The following is a 21,020-nucleotide window of genomic DNA, read 5'->3' as shown; positions in this document are numbered from 1 at the left end:
TATGGACGCCGAAAAGCCGCTCGGCACTTCAGACAGGCATCTGAGTCCGCGCGGCGAACAAATCATCGGGCAGTGTGTTGGGACCGGTTCATCAAGGAAAGAGACTTTGATCTGTGTTCCTTCAAGGTTTATGCAGGAGGGGAACCTAGATCAAAGCCTCCTTGCGGAGGCTTTGACGCAGGGCAGTGATCCATTATCGCCTGCCCCGCGGAGTAATTCAACAAACGGAATTACTTGAGGACGACCTTGGCGCCGGCTTCTTCGAGCTTCTTGGCAGCGGCTTCGGCGTCGGCCTTCGGGAGGCCTTCCTTGACAGCCTTGGGAGCGCCTTCGACGAGGTCCTTGGCTTCCTTGAGGCCGAGGCCGGTCATTTCGCGGACGACCTTGATGACGGCGATCTTGTTCGAGCCGGCGTTTTCGAGCACGACGTCGAATTCCGTCTTTTCTTCAGCAGCGGCGGCAGCGCCAGCAGCCGGGGCGGCCACGGCAACAGCGGCGGCAGCAGCGGAAACGCCGAACTTTTCTTCCATCATCTTGATGAGTTCGGAGATTTCGAGGACGGTCTTGGAAGCGATCGCTTCGAGGATTTCTTCATTGGTAAGGGCCATTTTACAGCTCCGTATTACGTAGTGTTTGTTTTGAAAATGAAATTAGGCAGCAGCCTGTTCCTTGGCATCGCGCACGGCAGCCACGGTGCGCACGAAGCGCGCCGGGACTTCGTTGATGGTGCGGACGAACTTCGCAATAGGTTCGTTCATCGTAGCCATCAACTTGGCAATGAGCTCTTCGCGGCTCGGCATTTCGGCGAGGTTCTTGACGGCTTCCACGTCCATGACGTAGTTGGCCATCGCACCGCCCTTGATGACGAGCTTGTCATTGCCCTTGGCGAAGTTGACGAGAACCTTGGCGGCAGCGACGGGATCGGCGGAGAAGCCGTAGACGAGCGGACCAACGAACTGGTCGGCAAGCCCGGCAAACTCCGTACCTTCCACGGCACGGCGAACCAACGTGTTCTTGACAACACGCAACGTCACACCATTCTTACGCGCTTCCGCACGAAGCTTGGTGACGGCCTCAACGCTCAGCCCACGGTATTCGGCGATGACGATCGCGGAAGAGTTGGCAACGATGCCGGCAACTTCCTCGATGACAGCCGCTTTATCTTGACGATTAAGACCCACGGTCTGGCTCCACTCAGAGGTGTCCGAAACGAATCCCGGACACCGGTTTAAATAACCGGCGCACTTCTGAGAGTTTTGGCTGTTTTTTGTATTCGACCGATCGCTCGGTGCGAAAGAAACACAACGCAATATCTCTCTTCGGTTTACCGTCTGCGCTGGACGTCTTGGCGGTTCCTTCGAAGGTACTCGGAAAGTTTCCGTCCGAAGACACAAGACCATTAAAAGTCCGACGGCGTGCATCCATTGTCTTTCCCGAATACACGGCGCCGGAACTCTCCAGCGGTCTTTGACAGCGGCGGGAGTTGCCTCCCGCCACCCAAAGCCCTTGAGGCCTCACGACCTCGAGAGGGAACGAATTCCCCCGGACGTCTCCCCGTTGCGGGGGAGTCGCAACGCCGTTTCCAGCGTTGCCGACAGGAGCGTCCACCCCTGAAAAGTTGCGTACCGATTAGGCGTTGATCGAACCGATGTCAACGCGAACGCCGAGGCCCATCGTCGAGGAGACGGCGACCTTGCGGAGGTACTGGCCCTTGGCAGAAGCGGGCTTGAGCTTGTTGAGCTGGTCAACGAGAGCGGCAAGGTTCTTCTGCAGACGTTCGGCTTCGAACGAAGCACGACCGATCGGGGCGTGAATGATACCGGCCTTGTCGGCGCGGAACTGGACCTGACCGGCCTTGGCGTTCTTGACGGCCTGGGCGACGTTCGGGGTCACGGTACCGACCTTGGGGTTCGGCATGAGGCCGCGCGGGCCGAGGATCTGACCGAGCTGGCCGACGACGCGCATGGCGTCGGGCGAGGCGATCACGACGTCGAAGTCGAGTTCACCGGCCTTGACCTTGGCGGCGAGATCGTCGAAACCGACGATGTCGGCACCGGCTTCGCGAGCGGCGTCGGCGTTGGCGCCCTGCGTGAAGACGGCGACGCGAACCGACTTGCCCGTGCCTTCCGGCATCACGACGGCGCCGCGAACGGCCTGGTCGGACTTGCGGGGGTCGATGCCGAGCTGGATCGCCACGTCGACGGATTCGTCGAACTTGGCGGTGGCGGTGGCCTTGACGAGGTTGAGAGCGTCGATGGCGGCGTAGACCTTGCCGGCTTCAACCTTGCCCTGAAGGGCCTGCATACGCTTCGTAAGCTTAGCCATTACAGACCCTCCACAATGATGCCCATGGAACGAGCGGAGCCGGCGATCGTGCGAACGGCGGCGTCAAGGTCGGCAGCCGTAAGATCGGGTTCCTTCTGCTTGGCGATTTCTTCCGCCTGAGCACGCGTGATCTTGCCCACCTTGTCGGTGTGGGGACGCGAGGAGCCCTTCTGGATCTTCGCAGCCTTCTTGATCAGGATCGTGGCGGGCGGGGTCTTCATCACGAAGGTGAAGCTCTTGTCCGCGTAAGCCGTGATCACGACCGGGATCGGAAGACCGGCTTCCATGCCCTGGGTCTTAGCGTTGAAGGCCTTGCAGAACTCCATGATGTTCAGACCGCGCTGACCGAGCGCCGGGCCGATAGGAGGCGAAGGATTGGCTTTACCGGCAGGAACCTGCAGCTTGATAAAGCCGACGATTTTCTTAGCCATTGAAATTTCCTCTTGGGTTCAAGCGCCCCGCCGCAAACCGATGCGCGCGGAAGCTCCCCAGTTGGTTTGAATCGAGAAGCGAGACTATACACGCACGAATTTCGGCGTGCAACTCAAAATCCCGCTTTTTTTAGATTTTTTCGACTTCGTTGAACGCCAGATCGACGAGCGTGTCGCGACCGAAGATCGACACGAACACGTTGAGGCGGCTCTTGTCGTAGTCGACGCCTTCGACGCGACCCGTGAAGTCCTTGAAGGCGCCCTGCTTGACGCGGATCGTCTCGCCCACTTCGAACTCGATCTTGGGACGGGGTTTTTCGGCGCTCACGCTCGCGGCGTTGAGGATGTTCGCGACTTCGTTCTCGGAAAGAACGACCGGGTTGTTGTTGCCGAGGAACTCGATCACGCGGGGGGTCGAGTTGACGAGGTGCCACGTCGCGTCGTTCATTTCCATTTCAATGAAGACGTACCCGGGGTACATGCGGCGTTCGCTCGTCATCTTGCGGCCGTTGCGCAGTTCCTGCACGCGTTCGATCGGCAGGAGCACCTGACCGAACTGGTCGCGAAGGTCGCTGTGCGAAATGCGTTCTTCCAGAGCTTTTTTGACGCTCTTTTCCATCGACGAATAAACGTGGAGGGTGTACCACTGCATCTTGGCGTCCGACATAAGTCACTCCGGAAGGTTAAAGGGAAAGACGAAGGAGGCCGTCGTAGAGGCCGAGCTCGATGAGCTTGTCCACGACGAAGAGGAAAAACGCCATCACGACGACGAAAGCCATGACGAGGCCGGTCGTATTGAGCGTTTCCTTCTTCGTGGGCCACACGACGCGGCGCAGTTCTTCGTACGACTGACGGCCGTAGGCCAAAAGGCGCTTGCCGGAGGGGCTCACCCACGCCAGAAGCACGCCGAGGACGAGACCGCCGCCGAGAGAGGCCAGACGGATCGAGAGCGGCTGCTCCGTCAGGAGGGCGAACGCCACGACACCGGCGATCGCGCAGAGGACGGCAAGCGTCACGAGCGCGATGTCGGACTTGCTCGTCACCGTTTCAACGTTTTGGTTGTTGGTCATGATTCATTCATCCAGGTGTACCCGAGCCGCACGCGCCGTGCGACTCTTCCGGGGACGTACCCCGCGGCCACAGCAAAAATAGCTTGTCATTTTAACGACTTGCCTTTTGCACTGCATCCCGCAGGGAGCGTTTTTTTTTAGTCAAGAAAAAAGCCAAGTCCGCGTTAGCTGGACTTGGCTTTTTTGTTTGGTGGCAGGGGCAGAGGGAATCGAACCCCCAACCTACGGTTTTGGAGACCGTCGCTCTGCCAATTGAGCTATACCCCTGTCGTTCAGATCTTATTCGATGATCTGGGCAACGACGCCGGCGCCGACGGTGTGGCCGCCTTCGCGGATGGCGAAGCGGAGGCCCTGTTCCATGGCGATCGGGCAGATGAGCTTGACGGTCATCGTGATGTTGTCGCCGGGCATGACCATTTCAACGCCTTCCGGCAGTTCGATCGTACCCGTCACGTCCGTCGTACGGAAGTAGAACTGGGGACGATAGCCCTTGAAGAACGGGGTGTGACGGCCGCCTTCTTCCTTCGTCAGGACGTAGACTTCGCCCTTGAAGTGCGTGTGGGGCGTGATCGAACCGGGCTTGGCGAGAACCTGGCCGCGTTCGACGTCTTCACGCTTCGTGCCGCGGAGGAGGATACCGACGTTGTCGCCGGCCTGACCCTGGTCGAGCAGCTTGCGGAACATTTCGACGCCCGTGCAGGTCGTCTTCGTCGTGGGCTTGATGCCGACGATTTCGATTTCGTCGCCAACCGAGATCACGCCGCGTTCGACACGGCCCGTAACCACCGTACCGCGACCGGAGATCGAGAACACGTCTTCGATCGGCATGAGGAACGGAAGGTCAACGGCGCGTTCCGGCGTCGGGATGTAGCTGTCGAGCACTTCGGCAAGCTTGAGGATGGCCGGTTCGCCGAGGGGGCCCTTGTCGCCTTCGAGAGCGAGCTTGGCGGAACCCTTGACGATGGGGATGTCGTCGCCCGGGAAGTCGTACTTCGAGAGGAGTTCGCGAACTTCCATTTCAACGAGTTCGAGAAGCTCTTCGTCGTCGACCATGTCGCACTTGTTCAGGAAGACGATGATGTAGGGAACGCCGACCTGACGGGCGAGCAGGATGTGTTCGCGCGTCTGGGGCATGGGACCGTCGGCAGCCGAGACCACGAGGATCGCGCCGTCCATCTGGGCGGCACCGGTAATCATGTTCTTGACGTAGTCGGCGTGGCCCGGGCAGTCAACGTGCGCGTAGTGACGCGTTTCCGTTTCGTATTCGACGTGAGCGGTATTGATGGTAATACCGCGGGCCTTTTCTTCAGGAGCCGCGTCGATCTGGTCGTACGCCTTGGCTTCGCCGCCGAAGTGCGACGAAAGGATCGTCGTGATCGCAGCGGTCAGCGTGGTCTTGCCATGGTCAACGTGACCGATGGTGCCCACGTTAACGTGGGGCTTGGTTCGTTCAAACTTACCCTTGGCCATTTTTGGAAGGCTCCTAAACAAAAATCCGCCGAGCGGATTCTGTACGTGGAAGAAAAGGAGAATTTGTGGTGCCCATGATGCGGATCGAACGCATGACCTCTCCCTTACCAAGGGAGTGCTCTACCACTGAGCCACATGGGCGCGACATGGAGCGGGTGAAGGGAATCGAACCCTCGTCGGGGGCTTGGAAGGCCTCTGCTCTACCATTGAGCTACACCCGCCTAGTTCGATGTGTCTTCAGCTCCGCACGCTATCTGCTTCCTGTGCAGAAGCGAAGAAATTCGCTGGTGGAGGGGGATGGATTCGAACCATCGTAGGCGTAAGCCAACAGATTTACAGTCTGCCCCCTTTAGCCACTCGGGCACCCCTCCGTTGCGAGAGGATTGAATTATTGCCTGCCTCCCGCGACCTGTCAAGGGTCATACCACAAATAATTCGAAAAATACGTTTTTATACGTAGTTTTCATGCCCTTCGGGCCTTGCGCAGCACGAAATCGGCCTTCCGACGCGCTCTCCGAGGGTCCGTTGCCGTTTAGTATGGGGCGATCAGCGGAACCATCGTCATGCTATCGAGCTCATCGGATTTCTCGTTCTGGGGCCTAGTCGCCTTCTTCGTTCAGGTTTTCATCGTCGTGGCGGTGACGCTGCGCGTCATGCTGACGCGCCACCCGCCCGGGGCGAGCTTTGCCTGGATCCTCATCACGACCCTGCTCCCCTATGCGGGCTTTTTCCTTTACCTAATGTTCGGCGAACGGCCGGTCGGTCGTCTGCGCGCCGCACGTCAGAAAAAGGCGATCGCACACTGGGTGCGGATCGCCAACCACAAACTCACGCCCCTGGGGCCGCTGCCGCGCTTTCTGGTGCGGCACCGCTCGCTCATTCATTTGGCCACGCGCCTGGGCGGCATGCCGCTGACGACGGGGTCGCTTCCGCGGCTTCTTGGCACGTCCGAAGCCGTGATCGAATCGCTCCTGCGAGACATTCGCAACGCCCGGCGGTCGATCGCGATGACCTTCTACATCTGGGAGGGGGGCGGCGAGATCGATCGCATTTCGGAAGCGATTCTCGCGGCGCGCGCACGGGGCGTGCGCGTTCGCATTCTGCTCGACGCCTTCGGCTCGCGAGGTTTTCTCCGCTCCCGGAGTGCGCAGCGCTTTCGGGACGCGGGCGTGGAACTTTCTTCCGCCATGCCGATGCGGTTTTGGAAAATCCTGGGCCTCCAACGGGCCGACCTGCGCATGCACCGCAAGCTCGTCGTGATCGACGAGGCCGTCGCTTATACGGGAAGCTTCAATATGATCGACCCGACGGGGTACGACGCCGCGGTCGAGGTGGGCGCCTGGGTCGACGCCATGGTGCGCCTCGAAGGGCCCGCCGTAATTTCGCTTCTTGCCGTATGGCGCTTCGACTGGGCGCTGCAGCCCGACGAGGATCTCTCCGACTTGGAGCACGATTACGCGCTACTCGACATGCTCAACTGCGGACCGGCGAGCGTCGTCACCATTCCGTCGGGCCCCTACGACAAGGGCGACCAAAGTCTTCACCTCGTCATCGAAACCATCAATCGCGCCGAACGGACGCTTTCCATCACGACCCCCTACTTCGTTCCGAACGAAGCCGTCGTGATCGCGCTCGTCAACGCCGCGTTGCGCGGCGTTCGGGTGGAACTCATCGTGCCGCACCGCACGGATTCGCGCGCGGTCGCCTGGGCGACGCGCCGCTACTTCGACGACCTCCTGCAGGCGGGCGTCAAAATCCTCTATTTCGAAGGGGGACTTTTGCACACCAAGGCCGTGGCCGTCGACGAAGAGTTCGTTCTCTTCGGAACGCTCAACATCGACAACCGCTCGATGCACCTCAATTTCGAGCTTTCGCTCCTCATCTTCGACGCGGGCTTCGCGGAAAACTTCGGAAAGACGCTTGCGCGCTATCGCGCCTCCTCCGTTCCGATCGACCCCGAGCGGTGGCGCCGCCGTCCCGTTGTCGAACGCCTCAAAGAGGGAGCGAGTTACCTCATCTCCCCGCTTCTTTGAGTTATTTCACTTCTTCGACGTCCGAGACGTCGTCCATCCCGCGACGGCGGGTGCGATCCGAGCGCAACGCGCGCACTTCGACGCGTTCGGACTCGTAGACCGTGCCGTCGGGATCCGCCGAGCGCCCCGCATACTGCGAACGGGCGGCCGCTTCCGCCTGAGCCATGGCCTCGCGGAAGGTCTTCACCTCCTCGCTCTCCCAGCCCATCTTCATCTTGATCCAGCTCCAGAGCCAGAAGGCCAGGCCGGCCAGCACGACGACGGCGAAGATCCCGAGCAAAACGGGCATCATGAAGACGAAGAGCGAAACCACGATCGCAATCGAAATCAGGCCGAGAATGATGCTCGTTGCCGAAGTTCGGCCGGGCTGAAAATAAACAAAACGCATGACACGCTCCCGATGTGTGTTGTCCGGTCGATGCCGGCGACCGTTTGGGTCGTCTTTCCTCAGAGAATGGGGCTCGATGGTCGCCTTTTCAATACGGACGAACGCTTCGAAGTGCAAGAATTCTTTTCCGATCCCGAGCCGTACCCGAGCGTCTTGCGCCTATTTTAGAGGCGCTCTTCGAGAAAACCGAACGGCTCGTTGAGGTAAGATAAGCGGTTCAACGCGACTTGGTGCGCCCCCTTCGCGAGGGTGCGCCCAAGCCCGACGGAGCCCTTCTCTCGGGCTCGTCGTCTCTCCCGGGGCATCGTGTCGCCGGGATGATCGTTCCCTTATTTTGACGTCGTTCGCCTTGGGTTGCGTACCCGCGAACCGTCATTCTCACTTCGACGAACACACCATGGACGCTAAAACCAATCTTCCGGACGTGCAGTCCGCCCATGACGGTCGCAACATCGCCATCGATCGAGTCGGCGTGCGCGGCGTCACGCTTCCGATTGTCATCGAGGGTCGCGACGGCCCCCAGCATACGGTCGCGTCGATTGCCATGACCGTTTCGTTGCCCGCCGATCAGAAAGGGACCCACATGTCCCGCTTCATCGCGCTCATGAGCGAGTGCACGGAACCGCTCAACGTCAACGTCATCCGCCGCCTCATGGGCCAAATGCTCGAAAACCTCCACGCGGTCGACGGCACCATCGAGATCCGTTTCCCCTTCTTCGTGAAGAAGACGGCTCCCGTGAGCAAGCTTGAGAGCATCATGAATTACGAAGGCGCCTGGATCGCCGATTCCGACGAAGGCGCGATCACGGTTCGCCAGGAAACGCTCACTCCGGTGACGAGCCTTTGCCCGTGCTCGAAGGAAATCTCGAAGTACGGCGCGCACAACCAGCGCTCGCACCTCACCAGCTCGCTCATCCTCAAGTCGGACATGACGCTCGAAGAGCAGGTCGCCATCAGCGAATCCGTCGCCTCGTGCCAGCTCTGGGCTCGCCTGAAGCGCGCCGACGAAAAGTACGTGACCGAGTACGCCTACGAACATCCGAAGTTCGTCGAAGACCTCGTTCGCGACATGGCCAAGGCGCTCAACGACGACGACCGCGTCGCCGCGTACCGCATCGAGGCGGAAAACTTCGAATCGATCCACAACCACTCGGCCTACGCGACGATCACGCACGACAAGCGCTGAGTCGTTCGCCAACCGCTTCCCCGGGCCCGTTTCTTCAAAAAAGGACGGGCCGAAACATTTTCTTAATCCTCGACGTTCGGCCCTTAAGGGTGCTCTCGTAAGACACCCGATACACTTGAGCCGCTCGTCCAATCACAGAGAATCGTCCTCCATGCTCGCGCAGCAAAAAGTTGCTCTTGAGGCTCTCATCAAAGAAGCCCTCTCCTCGATCGGCGTCGAAGACGCCCCGGTCACTCTCGAACGTCCGAAGAGCCCCGAACACGGCGACGTCGCCTGTACGACCGCCATGCAGCTCGCGCGTCAACTGAAGAAGAACCCGCGCGAAATCGCCGCTTCTCTGGTCGAAGCTCTGAAACAGAACCCGAAGACCGAAAGCCTCGTTTCGTCGATCGAAATCGCCGGCCCGGGCTTCATCAACCTGCGCATTCAGCAAAGCGCCCACCACGACGTCGTTCGCCAGATTCTGCGCGAAGGCGCCGACTTCGGCCGCTCGAACGCGGGCGAAGGCAAGCGCATTCTCCTTGAGTTCGTCTCCGCCAACCCGACGGGGCCGCTGCACCTCGGTCACGCGCGCCAGGGCGCGCTCGGCGACGTGCTCGCCAACATCTTCGCTTCGCAGGGCTACGGGGTCGAACGCGAGTTCTACTACAACGACGCGGGCGTTCAGATCGGCAACCTCGCGCTCTCCGTGCAGATCCGCTGCCGTCAGCTTCAGGGCGAAGCGGTCGAACTGCCCGAAAACGCCTACCACGGCGAATATATTCTCTCGATCGCGAAGGACTTCCTCGCGAAGAAGCCCGTGCACGCTCACTCGGGCGAAACGATCGAATCGACGGGCGACGCCTCCGACACCGATCTCGTTCGCCGCTACGCCGTCGCGTACCTGCGCAACGAGCAGGACGACGACCTTCAGGCCCTCGGCGTTCGCTTCGACAACTTCTTCCTCGAGTCCTCCCTCTACTCGCGCGGCCTCGTTCGCGACGCCGTCGACGCGATGATCGCCTCCGGGAACACCTACGAAGCCGACGGCGCGCTCTGGCTCCGAACGACCGCGTTCGACGACCTCGGCAACGGTCTCAAAGACGACAAGGACCGCGTCATGCAGAAGGCCGACGGCACGTTCACCTACTTCGTGCCCGACGTCGCCTACCACCTCAACAAGTGGGGCCGCGGCTTCGACAAGGCCATCAACATTCAGGGGACCGACCACCACGGCACGATCGCGCGCGTTCGCGCGGGTCTGCAGGCCGTCTCGGGCGTGAAGAACCTCAACATCCCGAAGCTCTTCCCGGAATACATCCTCCACAAGATGCTTTCCGTCGTGAAGGACGGCGAACCCGTCAAGATGAGCAAGCGTTCGGGCAACTACGTCACGCTGCGCGACCTCGTCGACTGGGCCGGCCGCGACGCCGCCCGCTACTTCCTCGTCGCCCGCAAGGCCGACGCGGAATTCGTCTTCGACGTGACGCTCGCGCAGCAAAAGAGCGACGAAAACCCCGTCTACTACGTGCAGTACGCCCACGCGCGCATTTCGTCCGTATTTGCGGGCGCCGCCGCCAAGGGCTGGAACGTTCCGAGCGAAGCCGAACTCGCCGATGCGGACCTCTCCGCCCTTTCGAGCGAAGCGGCGCTCTCCCTCATCGGCACGCTCGTCGAATTCCCCGCCGCGCTCGCGCAGGCCGCGCGCGATCAGGCGCCGCACATCCTCTGCTACTACCTCAAGGATCTCGCCGCCTCGATCCACGCCTTCTACAATGCGGAACGCGTACTCGTCGAAGACGAAAAGGAACGTACGGCGCGTCTCGCGCTCCTTGCCGCCGCCCGTCGCGTTCTCAAGAACGGTCTGACGCTTCTCGGCATCTCCGCTCCCGATCTGATGGAACGACGCGAGGAGTCGGAAGGTCCCGCGGCCTGACCGTCGAACTCACTTAGGAGGTACCTACCGTGGCCAAAGGTGGTTTTTCGACCGGCTTCGCCGGCTTCCTGATCGGTGTGGTGACCGGTCTCGGCATCGCCGCGGGTGCGGCGCTGCTCATTACCAACAGCCCCATTCCGTTTGTGGAAAAGGTCGAAAAGGTAACGGCCGACGTCGATCCTTCCGTCGCCCTCTCGGGCGGCGTCGATCCGAACGCGCGCCTCAACCGCAATGCCGCCGAAGTCCAGGGCGCCGCCCGCGGCGGCGTGGCCACGGTGACCGTCCCTGGGACGGGCTCGGTCGACACGGCCGAGCGCGACGCCTCGGGCAAAGCCGTCGCCCCGGGTCGGGTCACCCCCGTCACCTATTGGGTGCAGGTCGGCTCGTACTCGAGCGAAGACGAAGCCGAAACCGGCGCCGCCCAACTCGCCATGATGGGGATCGGTACCAAAATCTCGTCCGAGAGCGGCCGCTGGCGCGTTCGCGTCGGCCCGTTCGACGACAAGGCTTCCGCCGAAGAAGCGCTCAACAGTCTTTCCGATCAGGGCTATCAGCCTCTGATCGCGGAACAACGTCAGTGATCCCGAGTCGCTGACACCACTTCCTACAACACACAACAAGGACTCCGAACCATGATCCAACGTCGTGATCTGCTCATTGCCGCCGCGCTCGCTCCCGTTGCGGGCCACTCGTTCGCCGCTCCCAGCTACACGGCCGGCAAAGAATACCTCGTCGTCAATCCGCCCGCGCCTTCGAGTCGCGACACGATCGAAGTGATCGAGTTCTTCGCGTACACCTGCCCGCACTGCCTCAAATTCGAACCCACGATCAACGCCTGGAAGAAGAACCTTCCGGCCGACGTGACGTTCCGCGTGTGCCCGGTCGCCTGGCAGCCGAAGTTCCTGCCCTTCACCCAGACCTACTACGCGCTTGAAGCGCTTGGTCTGCTCGACAAGCTCCACACGAAGTTCTTCGAGAGCGTGATCTATCAGGAACGCACCTACAACTTCGAAAACCCCGCCGCCGACATCGCCGAATTCATGGCCGACAACGGCGTCGACGCCAAGAAGTGGGAGCAGACGATGCGCTCCTTCGGCGTGCAGAACAAGGCCCGCATCGCGACCCAGACCTGGCAGACCTACCAGATCGACAGCACGCCGATGGTCGGCGTCGCGGGTCTCTACACGACCGGCGCCCACCTCGTCGGCACCCGCGAGCAGACGCCCGCCGCGATCGACTTCCTCATCGAAGAAGTTCGTCGTCAGCGCCGCGGCTGATCCCGCTCGCCCCGAACCGAACGGCAGGGAGGTCTTTCACGGATCGGCCTGCCGTTTTCTTTTTGGTCTTTCTCTTCTTTTTCGGAGCCCCACCGTGCCCAACGTCTTCATCACCGGCGCTTCGAGCGGGATCGGCGAAGCCCTGGCCCGCGAATTCGCCCGTCGCGGCGCCGTACTCGGTCTCGTCGCCCGTCGCCGCGAAAAACTCGACGAACTCATCGACACGTTGCCGGGCGGATGCGAACGTCACCATGCGTTTGCGGCCGACGTCACGAAGCGCGACGAGATCATCGCCGCCGCGCGCGAATTCGAACGCCTGACGGGCGGAGCCGACATCGTCATTGCCAATGCGGGCATCTCCCACGGCGTCAAAACGGAGTTCTACGAAGACCTCGACGTACTCGAAGCGGTGTACCGCACGAACGTCTTTGCCATGGCGAACACCTTCCACCCCTTCATCGCGCCGATGAAGGCCCGCGGCACGGGTCAGTTGGTCGGGATCGGTTCGGTGGCGGGCATTCGCGGCCTGCCCGGGTCCGAAGCCTATTGCGCGAGCAAGTCCGCCGTCATCACGTACTGCGAAAGCCTGCGCGTGGAATTGGGCAAGGTCGGCATCCGCGTGACGACGATTTGCCCGGGGTTCGTGCGCACGCCCCTGACGGCCAAGAATCCCTACAAGATGCCCTTCCTGCAAACTCCGGACGAGTTCGCCCGCGATGCCGTCAAGGCGATTCTCGCCCGTACGAGCTATGCGGTCATTCCGTGGCAGATGGGCGTCCTTGCGAAGGTGCTCCGACTTCTGCCCAACTGGCTCTTCGACCGCATTCTCGCCAAGCGCAAGCAAAAGCCGCGCATTTCGCCCAAGGACCTCTGAGTCCCCGATCAGAGCTCGCGCCCGACGATCTCCAGAACGTCCGCGCCGTAGTTTTCGAGCTTGCGCGAGCCCACCCCCTGAATGACGGCGAGCTCCTCTTCGCTTTGCGGCTTCGCCTCGGCGATGGCCGCAAGCGTGCGGTCGTTGAAAATGACGTAGGGGGGCTTGCCGATTTCCGCGGCGTGCGTTCGCCGCCAGTCCCGAAGCGCGTGATAGATGCGGCGGGACGTGTTCGAGAGCCGCAGGAGGATTTCGTCCTTCTGCGGTGCCGCGGTTTTCCGCTGACGCTTGTGAACGAGACGGCGCACGAAAACGCGCTCCTCGCCCTTCAGAATCGGAGCCGCCGTTTCGGGCGAGAGGCGAAGCGCGTTGAAACGCTCCACGTCGACCCAGAGGGCGTGTCGCGCGAGAAGCTGCCTCACCACCATGCGCCACTGCGCTTCCGAGACGTCTTTCCCGATCCCGTACGTGGAGAGCGCCCGATGCCCGAACGAATCGATCCGCTCGTTTTCGCGCCCGAGCAAAATATTGATCACGTGCGTGGCACCGAAACTCACGCCGCTCATCTTCTGCACCCGAACGATGCAGGAAAGGAGCTTCTGCGCTTCAATCGTCATATCGACCATCTCGGGCGGCTCCTTGCAGTTGTCGCAGTGCCCGCACGGCGCGCTCGCCTCGCCGAAATAGGCGAGAAGCCGCTGCCGGCGGCAGTCGCCCGCCTCGGCGTAGGCGAGCATGGCGTCGAGCTTTTGTACGGAGAGCTCCTTGTAGAGGGAGTCGGCATTCCCCTGATCGATCAGGTACTTCTGGGTCATGACGTCGGAGAGCCCGTACGCCATCCACGCATCCGCCGGAAGTCCGTCGCGGCCCGCGCGACCCGTTTCCTGGAAATAGCCTTCGATCGACTTGGGCATGTCGACGTGCGCGACGAAACGCACGTTCGGCTTGTCGATCCCCATGCCAAACGCAATCGTCGCCACCATCACGGTGTCGTCGCAGCGCAAAAATTCCGAAAGACGCCGCGAGCGTTCCTCGGCCGAGAGCCCCGCGTGGTAGTGGAGCGCGTGAATGCCCGCCGCGTTCAGATACTCGGCCACCTCTTCCGTCGTGCGGCGCGCCAGGCAGTAGACGACGCCGCACTCGCCGGGGTGCTCCGAGCGGATGAAGGAGAGGAGCTGCTCCTTCACGTTCTTTTTTTCAACGACGCGGTAAAAGATGTTCGGTCGGTCGAAGCTCGCCACGAATTCCCGAGGTTCGACAAGCAGCTTCTCGACGATCTCTTCGCGCGTTTTCCGGTCCGCCGTGGCGGTAAGCGCGATGCGCGGCACGTCGGGCCAGCGCTCCCGCAGGTGCGAAAGCGCCCCGTATTCGGGTCGGAAGTCGTGCCCCCAGACGCTCACGCAATGCGCTTCGTCGATGGCAAAGAGCGACAGACGCAAACCGTCGAGCAGCCGCCCCATGCCCGCGGTCATGAGCCGCTCGGGCGCGATGTAAAGAAGGTCCACCTCGCCGCGCTGTAGCGCCGCGCGCACGTCGGCCGCCTCTTCGGGCGTCTGGGTCGAATTGAGGTAGGCGGCGCGCACGCCCGCTTCCTCCAGAGCGTCGACCTGATCCTGCATGAGCGCGATGAGGGGCGAAATCACCACCGCCACGCCGTCGCGCAAAAGCGCGGGGATCTGGTAGCAGAGGCTTTTGCCGCCGCCCGTGGGCATCAGCACCAAGGCGTCCCGTCCCTCCACGACGGTCTTCACGACCTCTTCCTGGAATCCTCGGAAACTGTCGTAGCCGAAGACGCGTCGGAGCGCTTCCTGAGGTGACGAATAACGGATCATAAACGGGCGAAACTTCTGAAAAAACGGCAATCCGGCCATTGTACCCGACCGTATGCGACGCTCGAAAAAACGGGGCCCGCCGTTTCCGGCAGGCCCCGAATTTCGCGCGATGCATTCGCGTCGGTCAGCTGCTTCAGCTCATCGGCTGACGCAGGCGTTCCGCACGCTTGCAGGCCGCGATCGTAAAGAGCGCGTCGCTCGAGGAATTGAGCGCCGTTTCACAGGAGTCCTGCAGGACGCCGATGATGAAGCCCACGGCCACCACCTGCATCGCGGTGTTCTGGTCGATGCCGAACAAGCCGCAAGCAAGCGGAATCAGCATGAGGGAGCCCCCGGGAACGCCCGAAGCGCCCGCCGCACAGACCGAAGCGATGAAGGAGAGGAAAATCGCGGTAGGAATGTCGATCGCCACGCCGAGCGAGTACGCGGCCGAGAGCGTGAGCACCGTGATCGTGATCGCGGCACCGGCCATGTTGACGGTGGCACCGACCGGAATCGACACCGCGTACGTGGATTCGGGCAGGTTGAGTCGACGGCAGATTTCCAGGTTCACCGGAATGTTGGCGGCCGACGAACGCGTGAAGAAGGCGGCCACGCCCGACTCGCGAATCGTCATCAGAGTGTAGGGATACGGATTGCGACGAATCATGAGCCAAACGAGGAACGGATTCACGACGAAGGCCACGACCGCCATCGTACCGAGAAGCACCGCAAGAAGCTTCACGTAGCCCGCCATGGCTTCAAGGCCCGTCGTGGCGAGGGTCGAGCTCACCAGACCGAAAATACCGATCGGAGCGAAACGAATCACCAGACGAACGATGAATTCCACGCCCTTGGCGGCGTCGGAGAGCACTTCGCGCGTGGCGGGCGTGCCGTGACGCAACACGATCCCCATGGCGATCGACCAGGCGAGAATGCCGATGTAGTTGCCGCTCGAAATGGCGTGCACCGGATTGTCGACGACGTTGAGAATCAGGTTCTCGAACACTTCGAAGATGCCCGCCGGGGCGCTCGCCGACTCGGGCGGAGCCACGAGCGTAATTTCCGTCGGCCAGAGGAAGCTCGCGATCACGGCAATGACGGCCGCGCCGAACGTACCCACCATGTAAAGAACGAGAATCGGCTTGATGTGGAGATCTCCGTCTCCGATGCGCTGGTTGGCGATCGAAGACATGACGAGCACGAAGACGAGGATGGGCGCCACGCCCTTGAGGGCCGTAACGAAGATTGTCCCGAGAAAACCCATCGAAACCGCAACGCTCGGAGCAGCCATGCCCAAAGCGATACCGAGCACGAGCCCGACCAAAATTTGCTTTACAAGCGATGCCTGTAGGAAGGGCATCGCGAACTTAAAGACGCGATTCATAGAGAAATCTCCGGTTGTTGAACACCAACGGGCGCGCTTTCTCGGGACATGATCGGCGGCCGCCCGCTTTGTTGATACGTTTCTACCTTAACATCGAGCGGGACGCGCAGAAGGAAACCCGGACAAAAATTCCCGGGGTTTCAATGCCTGCAACGCGGTAATTTCCGCGCCCTTGATCTTGAACAATTTCGCTAGACACGTTTGCGTGTCGACATGTTACTTAAGCACCCGAGGGCCGAACACGGTATATTTTTTCCTCCGAACCCCGATTATTCGGGGCTGGGTCGGGGTACGCCCCGACCCAGCCCCATCGTTTGCTTCGTCCGTTATGTCCTCCCATCGCCCCGCCGTCGGATTCGTGCTGGCCTGCGTCCTTCTCGACGCCCTGGGCATCGGGTTGATCATCCCCGTATTGCCGCGCCTGATCGGCACGCTGACGAATTCGCCCGACGAGCAGACTCTCTGGTACGGGGCCGTCATGGTGAGTTACGGCCTCATGCAGTTTTTCTTCGCTCCGCTCATCGGAGCGCTTTCGGACCGCATCGGGCGGCGCCCGGTGCTACTTGCGGGGATCGCCGGGCTCGCACTGATGATGATCGTTCCGGCCGTGACGACCTCGGTGGAGCTTCTCCTTCTTTCCCGCATCGCGGGCGGCGCCCTCAGTTCCAATATCGTGGTGGCGCAGGCCTACATCGCCGACGTGACGCCCGCCGATCGACGCACCGCCGCTTTCGGCCGAATCGGCGCCATCTTCGGGATCGCCTTCGTGCTCGGGCCGGCCCTGGGGGGTCTGCTCGGCGAATACGATCCGAGGCTTCCCTTTGCCGTCGCCGCGGTCATTTGCTTACTTAATTTCCTCTACGGGCTTTTCGTTCTGCCCGAGAGCCTCACGACGCCCGACACGACGCCGATCCCCTGGCGGCGGATGCACCCCTTCGGCGCTCTCGCCGAACTCGGGCGCGAACGCGCGCTCGTTCCCGCGCTCGCCATCGTCGTGCTCTACACACTTTCGCAAAGCGTCGTCCAATGCACGTGGGCGCTTTATACGGAATTCCGCTACGGCTGGACACCTCAGGCGATCGGCTTTTCCATTTTCGCGCTCGGGCTCTCGATCACGTTCACGCAGGGGTGGCTTCTGCCAAAAGCGGCGCGGCGCCTCTCGCCCAAGCGGATCGTCACGATCGGGCTCTTGGTCGGGCTCCTCGCGCTTCTCGGCATGGGGCTTTCGACTTCGGGGCCGCTTGCCGCTTTGCTCATGTGCGCGTTCGCCCTCATGGGAATCGTCGGCCCCACGGTGCAAGGGCTCGTGAGCCGCACGGGCGACGCCACGCGACAGGGCGTTCGCATGGGGGCCGTCAGCTCGCTCAACAGCTTTACGGGTGCCGTGAGTCCCCTGATCGGCACGCCGCTCATCTTCTACGCCGGTCGACAGGACCCGTCGGCGCTCGCTGCGGGGCTTCCCTATTTCCTCGCCGCGCTTCTCCTCGTAGCCGCACTCCTCACGGCACTCGCGTCGAAATTCGACGACGGGGCGTCGTAACCCGCTTTCGGGCGCTCTTCGACGCTCTCGGGCGCTTCGCTCCCCCTTGGGGGCACACGCCCTCCCCCATTCGGGAGAGGCGACGGATCGATTCCCTCTCCACAACGGGGGCTGGTTCATTTTTGTCGGATTTTTATAATAAAAACCGAGAGTTCCGCATCAAACGGTTCCGGTTTCAACGTCGCCCCGACGTTCTTTTCCGACACTCGAAGACCCCGTTTTTCCATGAACTATTCCTCCATTCTCGTGGTGGCCGAAGAAGGTCGCCTGGACGATGCGGTTCGCGCCGCGTCCGAGATCGACGGCGTGGACGTCCATGCCGCGGACCCGACCACGCGTCGCATCGTCTGCACGATCGAAGCCGAAAACGTCGACGAAGAAGTTCGGATTTTCGAGCTCGTGCGCCGCGCGAGCGGCGTGCTCGACGTCAGCCTCATCGAACACCGAATCGACGAACCCACGGAAGGCTGACGGGCCGCGCCCGCACCTTCGCTCTCCGCGGCCCCGGGCCGCACCGCTCCGACCACTCCTCTTACGACTACGCATCATGACCCACGAACGACCGCTCACCTTCCAGCGACGCGACCTGATCAAGTCGGGCCTCGCCGGCGCCGCCGCCCTTTCCCTCGGCATCCCCGTCACTCAAGCCCAGGCCGAAGCCGCCAAGGCGGCCGACGACGGCATCCTCTGGCACAAAGGCGTGTGCCGCTTCTGCGGCACGGGTTGCGGCCTTTTGGTCGGCGTGCGCGACGGTCGCGTCGTCGCCACGAAGGGCGACCCCGACGCGCCCGTCAACCGCGGTCTCAACTGCGTGAAGGGCTACTTCAACGCGAAGATCATGTACGGCTCCGACCGTCTCACGCAGCCCCTGATGCGCCGCAAAGACGGCAAGTTCGACAAGCAGGGCAAGTTCGAACCCGTCACCTGGGACGAGGCTCTCGACGAAATGGCCCGTCAGATGAAAAAGACCCTCGCCGCCAAGGGCCCCGCCGCCCTTTCGGTGATCGGCTCGGGTCAGTACACGATTCCGGAAGCCTACGCGGCGTCGAAGTTCGTTAAGGGCGGTTTGCGCTCGAACAACCTCGACCCGAACGCGCGCCTCTGCATGGCCTCGGCCGTCGTCGCCTTCTACCAGACGTTCGGCATCGACGAGCCGGCCAACAACTACGAGGACATCGAAAAGGCCGACACGATGATTCTCTGGGGCAACAACATGGCCGAAGCGCACCCGGTGCTCTGGTCCCGCGTGGCGAACCGCAAGCTCACCGCGCGCACGACGAAGATCGTCAACGTGACGACCTTCCGCAACAGCTCCTCGAACCTCGCGGACGAAACGATCGTCTTCCGTCCCAATACGGACCTCGCCATCGTCAACTTCCTCCTGCGCGAAATCGTGCGTCGCGGTCTCGTCGACAAGGCCTTCGTCGAGAAGCACTGCATCTTCGCCGCGGGCGTGACCGACATCGGTTACGGCCTGCGCACGACCTCGGAATTCGCCAAGCCCTCCGAAAAGGACACGCTTGAGCGCCAGCTCCGAGTGAAGCTCGACCGTTACGAAGCCGTTGCGCAGGGCCGCAAGGCGGGTGAAGTGGTCGAACAGAAGAATTCGGGCGGCACGGCCGGCAACCACTGGCAGATTTCGTTCGAAGACTTCAAGCGCGGGATCGAACCCTACACGCTCGACTTCGTGGCCGAACTCGCCAAGGGCGACGACGAAGAGTCGATCGACACCTTCCGCGCGAAGCTCATGGCTTTGGCCGACCTCGTCTGCGATACGAAGCGCAACCTGATGAGCTTCTGGTGCATGGGCTTCAACCAGCATCAGCGCGGCGTCTGGGTGAACGAGCTCGTCTATTCGATGCACCTTCTCCTCGGCAAGCACGGCCTGCCCGGCAACGGCGCCTTCTCGCTCACCGGCCAGCCCTCCGCCTGCGGTTCCGCCCGCGAAGTGGGCGCCTTCTGCCACCGACTGCCTTCCGACATGCTCGTGGCGAATCCGAAGCACCGCGCGAAGACGGAAAGTCTCTGGAAGCTCCCCGCCGGCACCCTCAATCCGAAGGTCGGCGCGTCGCTCATGGAAATGCTGCGCGGCCTCGAAGACGGCTCGATCGACTTCGTGTGGACGCAGGTCGTCAACATCCTGCAGTCGGCTCCCAACAACACGCACTGGCTCAAGGCCGCCCGTCGTCCGGACGCCTTCGTCGTGGTGTCGGACATCTACCCGACCTTCTCCGCCCGCTCCGCCGACCTCATCCTGCCGGCCGCGGCCCACTTCGAGAAGTGGGGCCTCTACGGCAACGGCGAACGACGCACGCAGGGCTGGCACCAGCTCGTCAAGCCCGCGGGCGACGCGCGCTCGGACGTCTGGATGATGATGGAACTCTCCAAGCGCTTCACGCTCGCCGAAGTCTGGGGTGAAACGCCCCTCAAGGGCGTCCCGGGCGACAAGCTCCCGAGCATCCTCGAGAAGGCCGCCGAAATGGGTCTCAAGCCCGAGTCGACGCTCTTCGACGCGCTCTTTGCGCCGACGGGCGACCGCGCGGCCGCCGTGTGGCCCGATCCGAAGTACCCGAACGAACTCAACGGCACGGGCGACGCGCTCGGTCTCCCGTACTTCCCCGAAAAGGCGCTCTTCGACGAATATCGCAAGTTCACGCTCGGTCACGGTCACGACCTCGCGGACTTCGACACGTACATGCGCGAAGACGTGAAGGGGCTCCTGTGGCCGGTCGTCGACGGCAAGGAAACGCCCTACCGCTTCAACACGGCCTTCGACCCGTACGCCAAGGAAGAGAACCTCTTTTACGGTCCTCTCATGAAGGAGATCCCCACGGGGAACCTTACGGGCGTCACCGACAAGACCGCCAAGGCACATCCGGGCAAGGCCAAGATCTTCTTCCGTCCGTACGCCGCTCCGGTCGAGCAGCCCGACGGGCACTACGACCTGTGGCTCTCCACGGGCCGCATCCTCGAGCACTGGCACACGGGTTCGATGACGCGCCGCGTGCCGGAGCTGCACCGTGCGGCTCCGTCGGCGCTCCTTTACATGCACCCGGCCGACGCCGAGAAGCGCGGTCTCAAGCGCGGCGACACGGCGCTCGTGGAAAGCCGCTACGGCGAATGCCGTGCGGTGGTCGAAACCCAGGCCCGTCAGCTGATGCCGAAGGGTTCCACGTGGCTCGCCTTCTTCGACGAAAAGGTGCGCACGAACTCCGTCTGCATCGACGCGACCGACCCGATCTCGCTTGAGCCCGACTACAAGAAGACGGCCGTTCGCGTGAAGAAGGCCTGATCGCTCCGCAACGCTCACGAA

Annotated in this window: 19 protein-coding genes and 4 tRNA genes; 9 read left to right on the top strand and 14 right to left on the bottom strand. The window is 62.1% G+C overall.

All coding sequences use genetic code 11. From position 1 onward, the window contains the following. Positions 1 to 230 precede the first annotated feature (230 nt). The 11 genes from rplL to S6FBBBH3_RS01410 form a co-directional block, all read right to left on the bottom strand. Positions 231 to 608 (bottom strand): 50S ribosomal protein L7/L12, encoded by a 378-nt coding sequence (gene rplL / locus S6FBBBH3_RS01460; RefSeq protein ID WP_120176072.1) that lies wholly within the window; start codon positions 606 to 608, stop codon positions 231 to 233. A 42-nt stretch (positions 609 to 650) separates the two neighbouring features. Further along, a complete protein-coding gene (rplJ, locus tag S6FBBBH3_RS01455; protein ID WP_120176070.1) occupies positions 651 to 1,181 on the bottom strand; it encodes a 50S ribosomal protein L10 in 531 nt (176 codons plus the stop codon). Positions 1,182 to 1,629: 448 nt separating this feature from the next. After that, positions 1,630 to 2,325, bottom strand: a complete 696-nt coding sequence (rplA, locus tag S6FBBBH3_RS01450) for a 50S ribosomal protein L1 (RefSeq protein WP_120176069.1) — start codon at positions 2,323 to 2,325, stop codon at positions 1,630 to 1,632. Continuing rightward, positions 2,325 to 2,756, bottom strand: coding sequence for a 50S ribosomal protein L11 (gene rplK / locus S6FBBBH3_RS01445; protein WP_120176067.1), 432 nt, complete (start codon positions 2,754 to 2,756; stop codon positions 2,325 to 2,327). Before rplK ends, rplA begins: the two co-directional genes overlap by 1 nt. A 130-nt stretch (positions 2,757 to 2,886) precedes the next feature. Beyond that, entirely contained in the window at positions 2,887 to 3,423 is a 537-nt protein-coding gene (gene nusG / locus S6FBBBH3_RS01440; protein ID WP_120176066.1) for a transcription termination/antitermination protein NusG, read from the bottom strand. Between the two features lie 16 nt (positions 3,424 to 3,439). Beyond that, positions 3,440 to 3,826, bottom strand: a complete 387-nt coding sequence (gene secE, locus S6FBBBH3_RS01435) for a preprotein translocase subunit SecE (RefSeq protein ID WP_120176065.1) — start codon at positions 3,824 to 3,826, stop codon at positions 3,440 to 3,442. A 191-nt stretch (positions 3,827 to 4,017) separates the two neighbouring features. After that, a tRNA-Trp gene (locus tag S6FBBBH3_RS01430) sits at positions 4,018 to 4,093 on the bottom strand. Between the two features lie 12 nt (positions 4,094 to 4,105). After that, positions 4,106 to 5,296, bottom strand: a complete 1,191-nt coding sequence (gene tuf, locus S6FBBBH3_RS01425) for an elongation factor Tu (RefSeq protein WP_120176064.1) — start codon at positions 5,294 to 5,296, stop codon at positions 4,106 to 4,108. 66 nt (positions 5,297 to 5,362) lie between these two features. Beyond that, positions 5,363 to 5,437: transfer RNA gene (locus S6FBBBH3_RS01420), tRNA-Thr, on the bottom strand. A 6-nt stretch (positions 5,438 to 5,443) separates the two neighbouring features. Next, a tRNA-Gly gene (locus S6FBBBH3_RS01415) sits at positions 5,444 to 5,517 on the bottom strand. A gap of 64 nt (positions 5,518 to 5,581) precedes the next feature. Then, positions 5,582 to 5,667 (bottom strand) — tRNA-Tyr (locus S6FBBBH3_RS01410). A 192-nt stretch (positions 5,668 to 5,859) separates the two neighbouring features. On the opposite strand from S6FBBBH3_RS01410, the gene cls reads away from it, so the two are divergent. Further along, on the top strand, positions 5,860 to 7,329 hold the full coding sequence (cls, locus tag S6FBBBH3_RS01405; RefSeq protein WP_120176062.1) for a cardiolipin synthase: 1,470 nt from the start codon (positions 5,860 to 5,862) through the stop codon (positions 7,327 to 7,329). A 1-nt stretch (position 7,330) separates the two neighbouring features. On the opposite strand, the gene S6FBBBH3_RS01400 is transcribed toward cls, so the two are convergent. Further along, complete coding sequence (locus S6FBBBH3_RS01400; protein WP_120176061.1) at positions 7,331 to 7,717, bottom strand: adenosylhomocysteine nucleosidase; 387 nt, start codon at positions 7,715 to 7,717, stop codon at positions 7,331 to 7,333. 397 nt (positions 7,718 to 8,114) lie between these two features. Here S6FBBBH3_RS01400 and folE2 point away from each other — a divergent pair, with 397 nt between their 5' ends. From folE2 to S6FBBBH3_RS01375, 5 genes are all read left to right on the top strand, one after another. Continuing rightward, the gene (gene folE2, locus S6FBBBH3_RS01395; RefSeq protein ID WP_120176060.1) at positions 8,115 to 8,903 is read left to right on the top strand and encodes a GTP cyclohydrolase FolE2; all 789 of its coding nucleotides are present in this window, start codon (positions 8,115 to 8,117) and stop codon (positions 8,901 to 8,903) included. A gap of 151 nt (positions 8,904 to 9,054) precedes the next feature. Continuing rightward, positions 9,055 to 10,818 (top strand): arginine--tRNA ligase, encoded by a 1,764-nt coding sequence (gene argS / locus S6FBBBH3_RS01390; protein ID WP_120176058.1) that lies wholly within the window; start codon positions 9,055 to 9,057, stop codon positions 10,816 to 10,818. A gap of 29 nt (positions 10,819 to 10,847) precedes the next feature. Continuing rightward, complete coding sequence (locus S6FBBBH3_RS01385; protein WP_120176057.1) at positions 10,848 to 11,399, top strand: SPOR domain-containing protein; 552 nt, start codon at positions 10,848 to 10,850, stop codon at positions 11,397 to 11,399. Between the two features lie 51 nt (positions 11,400 to 11,450). Further along, positions 11,451 to 12,095, top strand: a complete 645-nt coding sequence (locus tag S6FBBBH3_RS01380) for a thiol:disulfide interchange protein DsbA/DsbL (protein ID WP_120176055.1) — start codon at positions 11,451 to 11,453, stop codon at positions 12,093 to 12,095. Between the two features lie 94 nt (positions 12,096 to 12,189). Continuing rightward, positions 12,190 to 12,969, top strand: coding sequence for an SDR family oxidoreductase (locus S6FBBBH3_RS01375; RefSeq protein ID WP_120176054.1), 780 nt, complete (start codon positions 12,190 to 12,192; stop codon positions 12,967 to 12,969). A gap of 8 nt (positions 12,970 to 12,977) precedes the next feature. On the opposite strand, the gene recQ is transcribed toward S6FBBBH3_RS01375, so the two are convergent. Beyond that, positions 12,978 to 14,801: a DNA helicase RecQ gene (recQ, locus tag S6FBBBH3_RS01370; RefSeq protein WP_120177777.1), complete on the bottom strand. Its 1,824-nt coding sequence runs from the start codon at positions 14,799 to 14,801 to the stop codon at positions 12,978 to 12,980. 133 nt (positions 14,802 to 14,934) lie between these two features. Next, entirely contained in the window at positions 14,935 to 16,167 is a 1,233-nt protein-coding gene (sstT, locus tag S6FBBBH3_RS01365) for a serine/threonine transporter SstT (protein ID WP_120176052.1), read from the bottom strand. A 328-nt stretch (positions 16,168 to 16,495) separates the two neighbouring features. On the opposite strand from sstT, the gene S6FBBBH3_RS01360 reads away from it, so the two are divergent. The 3 genes from S6FBBBH3_RS01360 (at position 16,496) to napA (ending at position 20,999) form a co-directional block, all read left to right on the top strand. Next, positions 16,496 to 17,707 (top strand): MFS transporter, encoded by a 1,212-nt coding sequence (locus tag S6FBBBH3_RS01360; protein WP_331813071.1) that lies wholly within the window; start codon positions 16,496 to 16,498, stop codon positions 17,705 to 17,707. 225 nt (positions 17,708 to 17,932) lie between these two features. Next, complete coding sequence (locus tag S6FBBBH3_RS01355; protein ID WP_120176049.1) at positions 17,933 to 18,178, top strand: chaperone NapD; 246 nt, start codon at positions 17,933 to 17,935, stop codon at positions 18,176 to 18,178. A 76-nt stretch (positions 18,179 to 18,254) separates the two neighbouring features. Further along, complete coding sequence (gene napA, locus S6FBBBH3_RS01350; protein ID WP_120176047.1) at positions 18,255 to 20,999, top strand: nitrate reductase catalytic subunit NapA; 2,745 nt, start codon at positions 18,255 to 18,257, stop codon at positions 20,997 to 20,999. Positions 21,000 to 21,020 lie beyond the last annotated feature (21 nt).

It is taken from the genome of Sutterella megalosphaeroides (genome assembly GCF_003609995.1).
Classification (GTDB): Bacteria; Pseudomonadota; Gammaproteobacteria; order Burkholderiales; family Burkholderiaceae_F; genus Sutterella; species Sutterella megalosphaeroides.
Note: the sequence above shows the minus strand (reverse complement) of the source record. Positions and strands in the feature narration are given on the sequence as shown.